Consider the following 12,261-nt stretch of genomic DNA (forward strand, 5'->3'; position numbering starts at 1 on the left):
ACCTCAGCCTTCCAAGCTGATGATGCGGGTTCGATTCCCGCTGCACGCTCCAACTTCTCCTTAAGCTTCATTACGCACTTTCTTCCAGCGACACCCTATTCAAAAACTTTCTCCGTTAGTTAAATCCATAGTCATTAAATCTATACTGATTAAACTTATTTTGTTTAAGCTTAGATTGACCAACCAAAGCTATTAACTCCTTAATTCGCTTCGTATTTCTGACACCTATCCAAATCACACATTGCAGTTCAGCTTTTAATGATTTTCAAAATTGTTCCAATTTAATAATCTTGGTCAATATCTGCAAAAATCATTGTGTTAATGTGCGCGCATTAGCAACAACCCATAAATAGTAAAAAATGTTTAAAAGCAATGAGTTAACAATTAGCATCAAAGCAATTAATGTCGCGCTAGCAAAAGTTGAAAATGCCAATAAAATTCAGCTAGATACATTGAAAGGTTATGTGAACAGCGAGCCTGAACAGGCTGTACTGGCTTTTCGATCGCTGAATGAAGCAGAGTCAATCGATGACAAGTTTAAAAAGATCATGGCAGAGCTACCGCATCTGAGCGGCGAAGCACACCATCTGCTTGAAACTTCTATCTTGCTACAGTGACTATAAATAAAGATAAGCCTCAGCGAATCCCTCACAGCAAAGCGCTTTAGGTATAAGTTAAGACTTATCTTTAATTTTCTAGCCCTCATTGAATTTCTAATTCAACAAAGCGCTATTGATTAACGTCTAAAGCGTTAACGACTTCACCATACCCGCTTCAGCGTGACCAGGGATATTGCACGCTAACTCTACGTTATTATCACCATGGAAATGCCACAGCAATTGCTTCGCTTTACCCGGCTTAACTGTAACTGTGCTACCCGAGTCATGGGCGTGATTACCCGTGTTTTTCATCATTTCACGGTGCTCTAGCTGCTCTGAAGCAGAACCAATCGAGAATTCGTGATCAATCTTGCCCGTATTCATCACAACAAACTGCACCACGTCGTTTGGCTCAATATCAACCTTGTTCTTAAATGTGATTTTCATATCGTCACTTAACAGAACATGAACCACTTTATCCGGTTTTGCACCCGTCGCAGGCATGCCTACTTCAGACATACCGTCCATGTTCATCATCATTGAATGATCCATCTTTCCACCTTTCATCATGCTGTGACTCATCTTCGAGTGGTCCATTTCTCCGCTCTTCATCATCGAGTGATCCATATTTGAATGGCCACCAGCTGAATGATCCATTGCAGCAAATGCTGTTGAAGCGGTGATTGTTAAAGCGATAGTAATTAGTGTCTTTTTCATGGTCGTTCCTTAAATATATTCTGTTTGTTTTGTTGGTTTCACATGTTCATGTAATGCGCCCTTACCTCTCTGTTTTTGGTAAGTAAGGGCTAATAGTCAATACGTTATTTGTTTGTCTCGTTTTGGCTATGCGTAATCTCACGCTGTTTCCAGAGCTTAAAGATTGCAGGCAACACCAGTAGGGTAAGCAATAGTGCAGACGCCATTCCGCCTATCATTGGCGCAGCAATTCGCTGCATCACTTCTGAGCCCGTACCTTCGCCGTACATAATTGGAATGAGGCCAATGATCACCGTAAGCACCGTCATCATCACTGGGCGAACTCGAAGCCCTGCCCCCTCACGAATGGCATCGGTTAAATCAGTAAGTTGAAGTTTTTGTTGGTTCTGTTCGGCATCGAGTTTTTTGTAATGCCACGCCTGGTTGAGGTACACCAACATAATCACACCTATCTCGACAGCTACCCCGGCAAGCGCGATAAAGCCCACACCCACCGCAATGGAGAAGTTATAATTGAGGACATGCATCAGCCATAAACCACCCACCATCGCGAGTGGCAATGTCAGCATGATCATCATCACTTCACCGACACGGCGGAAGCTCAAATACAGCAGCAACATAATGATGGCAATGGTGATAGGCACGACCACACTTAAGCGATCTTTGGCGCGTTCCATGTACTCGTATTGACCAGACCAAGCCAGTGAGTAACCCGCAGGCAAAACAATTTGATCTGTAACGACTTTTTGTGCCTCTGCCACATAAGAACCAAGGTCACGCCCTTCGATATCCACGAACACCCAACCATTAGGACGCGCATTCTCTGTTTTGATCATCGGAGGGCCATCTTCATATCGAATATCCGCGACATCAGAAAGCGCGATACGAGCACCGTTTGGTGTCACTAACGGTAGGTTCTGTAACTTAACGACAGAATCACGATAGCTTTGTGGATAACGGACATTGATCGGGTAACGCTCTAGTCCCTCAACGGTTTCACCCACGTTCATGCCACCAACCGCAGTCGAGATAACCTGTTGCACTTCTTTAATGCTCAAGCCATATCGCGCAGCAGAGCGGCGTTTAATGTCTATCGTGACGTAACGACCGCCCGCAACACGCTCGGCGTAGACAGAAGCCGTACCACTGACGCTGTTGAGGATGGGTTCAAGTTGCGAACCAATATCTTCAATCACGCGCAGCTCTGGGCCAGCGATTTTGATACCGATTGGAGTTTTGATACCGGTCGCCAACATGTCGATACGGGTTTTGATTGGCATAACCCACGCATTGGTTAAGCCTGGGAACTGAATCAGATCATCAAACTCTTTACGAAGAGACTCAGTAGTGACACCGTCACGCCACTCATCTCGCGGTTTAAGCTGAATCACGGTTTCAATCATGGTTAACGGTGCTGGATCGGTTGCTGTTTCTGCTCGACCAATTTTGCCCCACGTGGTTTCGACTTCTGGAATGGTTTTGATGAGCTTGTTGGTTTGTTGCAACAACTCACGAGCCTTACCTATTGAGATACCCGGATACGTGGTTGGCATGTACATCAAATCCCCTTCGTCCAAAGGAGGGATGAACTCGCTGCCAAGCTTACTGGTTGGGTAATAAGCAGACGCCATTAAGCCAAGTGCGATAACAATCATCACCTTTGGATATTTTAGGCTGAGGTTCAGAAGCGGTTTGTACATCGCGACCAAACTACGGTTGACTGGGTTTTTGTGTTCCGGCAGCACGTTACCGCGAATGAAGTAACCCATTAGCACAGGCACAAGCGTGATAGCCAAACCAGCGGCTGCCGCCATCGCATACGTCTTGGTAAAGGCAAGTGGCGAGAACATCTTGCCTTCTTGCCCTTCTAGCGCGAACACAGGCACAAAACTCAAGGTAATGATAATCAGAGAGAAGAATAGCGGAGCGCCAACTTCTTCTGCTGCCTTACCAATCACCTGCCAACGGTTTTTGTCAGTGAGCGGAGTCCGTTCAATGTGTTTATGAACGTTCTCGATCATCACGATGGCACCATCCACCATGGCGCCAATCGCAATCGCGATCCCGCCAAGAGACATGATGTTGGCGTTAATACCCTGCCAATGCATCACAATGAATGCGCCTAAGATACCAACAGGCAGACTTAGCGCGATAACCAGTGATGATCGGATATGGAACAAGAACAGCGCACACACGACGGCGACCACGATGAACTCTTCAGCCAGTTTCTTCCAGAGGTTTTCAACCGCAGAATCAATCAAAGTCGAACGGTCATAAGTCGCGACAATCTCGACACCATCAGGTAAGCCAGCTTGCAGTTCAGCGAGTTTGGATTTCACCGAGTCGATCACTTCACTGGCATTTTCACCAAAGCGCATCACAATAACACCGCCAACCGCTTCCCCCTCACCATTGAGTTCCGAGATACCACGACGCATTTGTGGGCCAAGGTTAATGTCAGCAATGTCACCTAATAGCAGCGGAGTACCTTTGTCTGTCACCTTTAATGGCAGAGATTGAATGTCTTCGATGCTTGTCAGGTAACCTGTGGTACGAACCATGTGCTCGGCTTCAGCAATCTCGACAACAGACGCACCTGTTTCTTGATTACCATCTTGGATTGCCTTATTGACCTGTTGAAGTGTTAGGTCATATGCACGTAACTTGGCAGGATCAATCTGTACTTGGTACTGCTTCACCATGCCGCCAACGGTCGCCACTTCAGACACGCCTTCTACGGTTTGCAATTCATACTTCAAGAACCAATCTTGCAAACTACGAAGTTCCGCTAAGTCGTGCTGACCAGTTTTATCTTGCAACACGTAGCTGTAAACCCAGCCCACACCGGTTGCATCTGGCCCTAGTGTTGGCTTGGCACTCGATGGCAAGTTAGGTGCAACTTGGCTTAAGTACTCCAACACTCGTGAACGCGCCCAGTACATATCGGTATCGTCATTGAAGATGATATAGACATAGGAATCACCAAAGAACGAGTAGCCACGAACTGTTTCAGCACCCGGTACAGCTAACATGGCGGTGGTCAATGGATAGGTCACCTGATCCTCGACCACCTGTGGGGCTTGACCCGGATAACTGGTTTTGATGATTACCTGAACATCTGACAAATCAGGAATGGCATCGACAGGTGTATTTTTAACGCTGTATAAACCGCCAAATACGATGGCGACAGTGGCAACCAGCACTAAGAAACGGTTGCTAATAGACCAGCGAATAATTGCATTGATCATAGTTCGCCCTCACCCGTGCTATTCGTCGGTTCGAGAGATTTGAGCACATAATCAGAACCTTGCTTCGCCACTAGAAACCGAATGGTTTGACCCTCGGCAAACTCAGATAAATCAAGGTCATCACTGGCTTGGAAATTCATTTCACCCGCTTTCCAATTCCACTCAGGGACTGGCTGATGTTTTACAGTGATCATGCCAAAATCTGCCATCAACATGGTGATGTCACCCGTTACCCAAACTTCGCCGGCGATCTTGTGTTTGTTGACCTTGTAATCAACAACCTCGTACTGCCCTGACTCTGTCTTTCTCATCTCAAAATCAATCGCCTTACCACGTTTCACGTCACTCATGTCTAAGCCTTCCGCAAAGGTGAAATTCATCACCATACCCGGCCAATCCCATTCAGGAACAGGCTGATGGTTAATCGTCACCATGCGACTGCCTTGCATAACATCGGAAATTTCGCCATTTGCCCACACGGTTTCATCTTCTTCCTCAACACCATTGATGCGTGACAGATCAGCAGATTGGCTCGATTCAGAATCCAACATGAAGTGCGCAGAAGTGACAATACTCTCACCTTGCTCTAGCCCTTGAAGCACCTCTATTTTTTCGCCAGCTTCACGACCAACCTCAATACGAGCAGAGCGATACTTGCCAGAACCTTCTGACATCACCACTCGAGTCATACCACCGGAGTGAATCACCGAAGATCTTGGGATAGTAAGAACGGCTTCATCACTGATGGGTTTCAGCGCAATATTGGCGAACATATTTGGCTTAAGCTCGCCATTCGGATTGGAGAACTTCAAACGAACGCGCAAGGTTCGAGTTTTTGGGTCAAGGATTGGGTAAACGTAATCAACATTACCCAACCACTCTTTGCCAGGAATGGCATCTAGCGTCATCACTGCATTGCTGCCTGACGAGATCCAGTGCGCTTGACGCTCAAACACCTCAGCATCAACCCATACTTCGCCTAATGGGCCTGCACTGATCACCGCTTGTGCAGGTGAAAGGTAACCACCTTCTCGGATATTCAGACTTGCGATGACACCATCGGCTGGCGCTTTGACTTCAATGGTTTGTGAGGCTTTGCCTTTGCGCGTAATAGAGCGGATTTGAGTCTTATCAACACCCAAGGTAATTAAGCGTTCAGTCGAGCCCTTGATCAAACCTTTACGACCCGTTTTATAAGCACTGATCAACTCTTCTTGTGCTTTAACAAGCTCTGGAGAATAGAGTGTGAAAAGCACATCACCTTTGTTTACCTTCTCACCCACAGCGTTGATGTAGAGCTTCTCAACCCAACCAGCTGCTCTTACGTTAGTTTGCCACAATGTACTTTCATCGAACGCCACATAACCCACGGTTTCAATCCGAGGAGATAGCGCTTCGAACTTAACTTTCGCTGTTTTGACGCCCAGATTATTTTCTACCGATGAATCAATGAACACGGTACCGGGCTCATCTTTAACACCACTTGAGTCATCCGCGTAAACAGGGATTAAATCCATCCCCATAGGTGACTGACCCGGCTTGTCTCGCTGATAATTTGGGTCCATCGGAGCCACCCAATACAGAGGTTCATCCTTGGTTTGTTTACTTACTTCGGCGTCTGTACTCGTTGCCATTGCTGACATGTCGTGTGCTGGATTAATTAGAAAATGGTTCACACCAAAACCCAATGCACCACCGACCAATAAAGCGATAGTCGCTACTTTTACTGTATTCATTGCCTATTTCCTTATTGATTGGCTGTGTGTTTAGTTGCGCTTGAGTTGAGTTGTGGTTGGTTTACTTGGTATTCAAAGCCACTGACTAACGCCGCCAGTTTGCTGTTAACGATGTTGAGATCGGTGATCAAACGTTGTTGCTCTAACTTAAGCGCCAGCTCATCGGTCGTAGCTAAAATGACATCGTTAAACTGAGCGGTATTGTTTTGATAGCCCCTCTCAACCGCGCTGATTCGTGCTGCGGTTTGAGGAAGCAAGGACGTTTGATAGCGATCTAATCGCTGGATCAGATTTGATCTGTCCACCAGCAATGCGTTCACTTGCGCGTTCATTTGGGAAAGTAAGGTGTCTTTTTGAGATTTAGCCGCACCAACTTGATACTGAGCAGCCGATAAGTTTTTATCTTGTCGGCTCCCTGTAAACAGCGGGATGTCGACTGTCAGATAAGCACTCACCAGATCAGAAGCTGGTTCACCCGCCATGTTATTGGCTTGACGGTGTGCATACATCACTTCCACCCCAAACTGCGGGGTATAAGCTTGCTCGGCTAACTCAACCTGAGTTTGATTGGAGGAAATACTGACATCGGAGATCTTAACCAAAGGATGGTCAGTCAGTAGCTGGTAGTGCTTAGTTGAATCGATATTGGTCGCTAATTTGCTTTCCAACAACGACCAATCGATTTGGTTAGTTGCACTCAGTGTTCCCTGAGAATCAAGAACCTGAGAGCCTAGCCAATCAGAACCCAACCATTCAGAAAGCTGAGAGATTAAACGGCGCTGAACCTGCTGGTTTGCCTGTAGTTTCTCATCAAGCTTGCTCACTTGAAGCTGAGCATTAAGCAGATCTTGCGCTTCACTTTTACCAATCGAGTAATTGGTTTGTACATAGTTTTCAAGCTCAACCAACAAACGACGATTTTGACGAATCACCGACTCAGCCTTTTGCTGATAACCTAACTCAAGCCAAAGCTGCGTCATGCTATTCGCAACCGTCAATTCTCTTGCTTGCACCTGCAAAGCTAAAGCATCTGCCTGTTGGCCTGCCTTTTTCTGTTGGAGGTTAAGCGTATCGCCACGCTCAAACTGCTGCATCAACCCTACCGATATATTAGTCATCGGGTCTTCGTCGAATTGAAAACTATCGACAGGCAAACCGCCAAATCCGACTTTTAATTTAGGATCCATTAAGGTTGAGCTGGCAATGCCCGTTTCTCGCATCGCTTGAGACTGAGCAAAGTACTGTTTGCGATTTCCATCTTCGCTTAAAGCAATCTCAATCAGTGTATTGAGTTGCTGCGTCGAGCTTGCTTGGTCATGTGCTGAAATGTGTTGAGCATTTGAAGCTGACGCCGTGGTAGCCGCGAGCGTAGCACTTGAAAACAAGGCCATAGGCAAGACAGCAGCAACCACTAAGCTCGTGTTCATGACAAACACAGAGGTTGTTGGTTTCATATTCACAATGAATGTCCATATCTAGCGCTAATTAGCGCATAAAAAAGAATGGCTTATCAGGTTTATCTAACTGATAGAGCTGTATTTTTAGATATAGATTTATGCGGAAGGTGGGCGTAGCAAAGATTGAGCGCGTGCGACTTTCTGGCCAATCGTGATCGATTGAAAACGAGCTAATGAAAAGGAAAGTTGATCAACGGCTTGAACAGCCTGAATTGGATAGGGACTTGCAGAACACATTGAGGCACAGCAATCGACACTCGAACAATGGTTACCCATCATCGAGCTACCGTCTTCGCTCATTGAAGACATATCGCATTGAGCCATCAAAGCATGGGCACTCATGTTAGAGTCTTCAGCGTGTACTTCTTCACTCATCACATGACCCCCCGCCATTGAATCATTAACCGAAGTATCGCTGTGGTAACAAGCCGACTTGCTCGACCCCATTTCCATCATCATTACTTCAGTCATCAAGGCTGAGGAGCTTGAGGCATAGCTAGACATCAACATCGCAATGATGCTGAAAACAATAATCCAAGTTTTTCGGAATGTGTTTGTCATAGTTTACCTTTGAATTTACAACGCAACTATAAACGTTCCCCTTAGGGTAAGGTCAATGTCATTGTGCCGATATTTACCTGACCGTTGAAAAAGTATTCATCCTCTCTTTCATCAAAACGAGATAATTCTTCGACTTTACAGTTTTTTTCTTTAAAAATTATCCAATTAGCTAGCGAAACCTCTATCTGTGTATTTTACTTAAAATAGTGCAACCACGATTCACGGATGAGAAAAATGGCTAACAAAAAAAACGTCGAAGCAAACAAGAAAAATACAGAAATCAAAAATAAGAAAAGTAACGAGCTAGAACAAAAGAAACCAACACAAAAAAAGAAGCTCAGACTGCATTCACACCTAAAAGTTAATATCCCACTTTTTCAATCACTCATGATGATTTTGCCATCATTGGCTAAACACGCTGCTGCGGAAAGTATAGACAATTCCAGCGACGCTGCAGATCAAGTAACCGCAAATAACGTGACCGAAAAAGATGTCACCGATGACCATAGCAAGGCGGACTCATCAGCGGTTGCTCTCCAAGAAGCTCAGACGGGTGACAGCGACGTAAACTCCACCTTAAGTGCAAGTCATGCCGCCCATGGTTCGAGCTCTCACTTGGTTCCTTCTCATCATTTGTCGACGCTTTCTCACCCGCAAGTCCATTACATTCCTTCGGTATCGATGCCGACTATCTCCTCAGGGAGTAACGGTCAGCCGACTCATTCGAATGCGCCTACGACGCCCGCTTTACCCGTCACCTTTATGCCAGAAGTCATAAAAGGTACGTACGGAGAGCTTCATGTTGATGCAAATGGTCAATACACATTCGTATTGAATCCAAATTCTCCTCAATACATCCTGTTAAACCAGCACCAACCAGGTACTGATCATTTTGCGTTACATCTATCTAATGGCTCGAGCATCATTGTTCAGATACCGGTAACAGGTAAGCAAGACACGCCAAATATTTCTGGAGACTTAACAGGTGTGGTAACAGAAGATCACAATATTGATTCACAAGGCTTGTTACATGCGAACGGCAAAATCGATGTCATAGACCCTGACCAAAATGAAAGTTCGGTTACACCGGAAGTTATCTCAGGTAAATATGGTTCATTAACTATCGATGCTGATGGACATTGGCAGTATCAAGTTGATAACTCGCTCTCTAATGTTCAAGCTTTAACCGCAGCCACTTCACTGCGTGAAAGTTTCACAATTCACACCAAAGATGGCACACCGCAAACGATCGATATGACGATTGGCGGGAACGACGACAATGCCTTTATCACAGGTGTGGATGCAGGCACGTTAACTGAAGATTTAACGACACAAGTTCAAGGGCAGCTTTCGGTAACGGACTCTGATCTTGGAGAAGATCATTTTCAGGCATCACAAGTAACTAGCAATTTCGGTACGCTAAGCATCACCAAAGACGGTGCGTGGACATACAATTTAGACAACAATAACCCAGTAATTCAAAGACTTGGCCAAGGTTCAACTGCGACAGACATCGTCACTGTTCACTCAGCTGATGGTACAGCGCATCAAGTTATGGTTACGATTAATGGCACCAACGACCATGCGGTAATCACGAGTAGTACAGCAAATTCACCAAGTTCGTTTTTCGCTATCGGGAAAAGTAATGGCTCAAGCCAAGTTACTGAAGATAAAGACCTAACGGTTTCGGGCCAACTCAACATCACCGATATCGACTCAAAAGAGGCGCATTTTTCTAATTCCGACCTCAAGGGGACACTGGGTACTTTACACCTTAAAGACAATGGCGATTGGAGCTACGACCTAGATAATAAAAACCCAAAAGTACAGGCTCTTGGTCAAGGCTCTGCGACAACAGATATCATAACCATCCACTCCGCCGACGGCACTCCTCATCAAATTGCAATTACCGTTAACGGCACCAATGATAAAGCCGTGATAAGCGGAACCAGTGCCGGCGTGGTAACCGAAGAGTCCCAACTTCAGGCCTCGGGCACACTTGCGGTAACGGATGTGGATACCGGTGAAGCGCACTTCGCTACTTCATCCACAGGAAGTACCGATATTGCAGGCTCGTTTGGTACGCTTCATCTGACTGATACTGGCTCTTGGACGTACGATCTTGATAATACAAATCCTAACGTTCAAGCATTGCGCAAAGGAGCAACCGCTACCGACACCATCACCGTTCATTCTGCTGACGGTACACCGCATCAAGTGACTATCACAGTAAAAGGCACTAATGACGCCGCTACTGTCAGCAGTGCGACCGTTGCCATCGATGAAACCGACAAAGCGATAACCACATCAGGCACGCTAACCAGTACCGACGTGGATAATCCAGACAATGCATTCACACCGGATTCGATTACTGGCACCAATGGCGACCTGACTATTGATGCCAACGGGTACTGGGTGTTCACCGCCAACAGCGCATTTAATCAATTAAACGTCGGCGATAAAGTCGAAGAAACCTTCACGGTGTCGTCTGTTGATGGCACACCATCGACCATCAAAGTCACGATTAACGGCACTAATGACAAAGCCACTGTTAGCAGTGCGACCGTCGCTATCGATGAAACTGATAAAGCAGTCACGACATCAGGTACGTTAACCAGTATCGACGTCGATAACCCAGATAATGCGTTTACTCCGGATTCTATTTCAGGCACCAATGGCGACCTGACTATTGATACTAATGGTCATTGGGTCTTCACCGCCAACAGCGCGTTTAATCAACTGAACGTCGGCGATAAAGTCGAAGAAACCTTTACCGTCACTTCCGTTGATGGCACCCCTTCGACCATTAAAGTCACGATTAACGGTACTAACGATGCAGCGACAGTCAGTACCGCAACAGTCAGTGTGGATGAAACGGACAGCGCTATAACAACTTCTGGAACCCTCACCAGTACTGACGTGGATAACCCAGACAACACGTTTACGCCGGATTCTATTTCAGGCACCAACGGTGACCTGACTATTGATGCCAATGGTCATTGGTTCTTCACCGCTAACAGCGCATTTAATCAATTAAACATCGGCGATAAAGTCGAAGAAACCTTCACTGTATCGTCTGTTGATGGCACACCTTCGACCATTAAAGTCGCGATTAACGGCACTAATGACGCAGCTACTGTCAGCAGTGCGACCGTTGCTATCGATGAAACCGACAAAGCAGTAACGACTTCAGGAACATTAACCAGCAACGATGTCGATAATCCAGATAATGCGTTCACGCCGGATTCTATTTCAGGCACCAACGGTGACCTGACTATTGATACTAATGGTTATTGGGTCTTCACCGCCAACAGCGCGTTTAATCAATTAAACGTCGGCGATAAAGTCGAAGAAACCTTCACGGTGTCGTCCATCGATGGCACACCGTCCACCATCAAAGTGACGATTAACGGCACTAACGATGCCGCTACTGTCAGCAGTGCGACCGTTGCTATCGATGAAACCGACAAAGCAGTAACGACTTCAGGAACATTAACCAGCACCGATGTCGATAATCCGGATAATGCGTTCACTCCAGACTCCATTGCAGGCACAAATGGCGACCTCAACATTGATGCCAATGGTCACTGGGTATTCACCGCTAACAGCGCGTTTAATCAATTGAATGTCGGCGACAAGATCGAAGAGACCTTCACTGTCTCGTCTATTGATGGCACAGCGTCAACGATCAAAGTGACAATTAATGGCACCAATGATAAAGCGACGGTCAGTACCGCAACGGTCAGTGTGGATGAAACTGACAAAGCGGTAACGACATCAGGAACGTTGACCAGTACTGACGTGGATAATCCAGATAATGCATTCACACCGGATTCTATTTCAGGCACCAACGGTGACCTGACTATTGATGCTAATGGTCATTGGGTCTTCACCGCCAACAGTGCGTTTAATCAATTGAATGTCGGCGATAAGGTCGAAGAGA

The 12,261-nt window shown here is 46.1% G+C and carries 7 protein-coding genes; 2 read left to right on the top strand and 5 right to left on the bottom strand.

The features are described 5' to 3' along the window. Positions 1-359 precede the first annotated feature (359 nt). The gene (locus AB6D58_RS23735; RefSeq protein ID WP_017067599.1) at positions 360-617 is read left to right on the top strand and encodes a hypothetical protein; all 258 of its coding nucleotides are present in this window, start codon (positions 360-362) and stop codon (positions 615-617) included. Positions 618-743: 126 nt separating this feature from the next. Here the strand turns inward: AB6D58_RS23735 and AB6D58_RS23740 are convergent, their stop codons facing one another. The 5 genes from AB6D58_RS23740 to AB6D58_RS23760 all read right to left on the bottom strand — a co-directional run bounded on the left by AB6D58_RS23740 (position 744) and on the right by AB6D58_RS23760 (position 8,318). Further along, positions 744-1,316, bottom strand: a complete 573-nt coding sequence (locus tag AB6D58_RS23740; RefSeq protein WP_372158729.1) for a cupredoxin family protein — start codon at positions 1,314-1,316, stop codon at positions 744-746. Between the two features lie 104 nt (positions 1,317-1,420). After that, positions 1,421-4,564, bottom strand: coding sequence for an efflux RND transporter permease subunit (locus AB6D58_RS23745; protein ID WP_372158730.1), 3,144 nt, complete (start codon positions 4,562-4,564; stop codon positions 1,421-1,423). After that, positions 4,561-6,300: an efflux RND transporter periplasmic adaptor subunit gene (locus tag AB6D58_RS23750; RefSeq protein ID WP_108151256.1), complete on the bottom strand. Its 1,740-nt coding sequence runs from the start codon at positions 6,298-6,300 to the stop codon at positions 4,561-4,563. The genes AB6D58_RS23745 and AB6D58_RS23750 overlap by 4 nt, the downstream gene beginning before the upstream one ends. An 11-nt stretch (positions 6,301-6,311) precedes the next feature. Further along, positions 6,312-7,754 carry a TolC family protein gene (locus AB6D58_RS23755; protein ID WP_372158734.1) on the bottom strand — a complete coding sequence of 481 codons (1,443 nt, stop codon included), beginning with the start codon at positions 7,752-7,754 and terminating at the stop codon, positions 6,312-6,314. Positions 7,755-7,853: 99 nt separating this feature from the next. After that, complete coding sequence (locus AB6D58_RS23760; protein WP_372158732.1) at positions 7,854-8,318, bottom strand: hypothetical protein; 465 nt, start codon at positions 8,316-8,318, stop codon at positions 7,854-7,856. A gap of 234 nt (positions 8,319-8,552) precedes the next feature. On the opposite strand from AB6D58_RS23760, the gene AB6D58_RS23765 reads away from it, so the two are divergent. Then, positions 8,553-12,261: VCBS domain-containing protein (locus AB6D58_RS23765; protein WP_372158733.1), on the top strand; the 3,709-nt coding region annotated here is incomplete at its 3' end.

Source organism: Vibrio sp. 10N.239.312.D08 (assembly GCF_041466145.1).
Lineage (GTDB): Bacteria > Pseudomonadota > Gammaproteobacteria > Enterobacterales > Vibrionaceae > Vibrio > Vibrio crassostreae_C.

Bases quoted from the DNA above. Each gene is read 5' to 3' on its own strand.
- AB6D58_RS23735 (WP_017067599.1), top strand. From the start codon at position 360: ATGTTTAAAAGCAATGAGTTAACAATTAGCATCAAAGCAATTAATGTC.
- AB6D58_RS23740 (WP_372158729.1), bottom strand. From the start codon at position 1,316: ATGAAAAAGACACTAATTACTATCGCTTTAACAATCACCGCTTCAACA.
- AB6D58_RS23745 (WP_372158730.1), bottom strand. From the start codon at position 4,564: ATGATCAATGCAATTATTCGCTGGTCTATTAGCAACCGTTTCTTAGTG.
- AB6D58_RS23750 (WP_108151256.1), bottom strand. From the start codon at position 6,300: ATGAATACAGTAAAAGTAGCGACTATCGCTTTATTGGTCGGTGGTGCA.
- AB6D58_RS23755 (WP_372158734.1), bottom strand. From the start codon at position 7,754: ATGAAACCAACAACCTCTGTGTTTGTCATGAACACGAGCTTAGTGGTT.
- AB6D58_RS23760 (WP_372158732.1), bottom strand. From the start codon at position 8,318: ATGACAAACACATTCCGAAAAACTTGGATTATTGTTTTCAGCATCATT.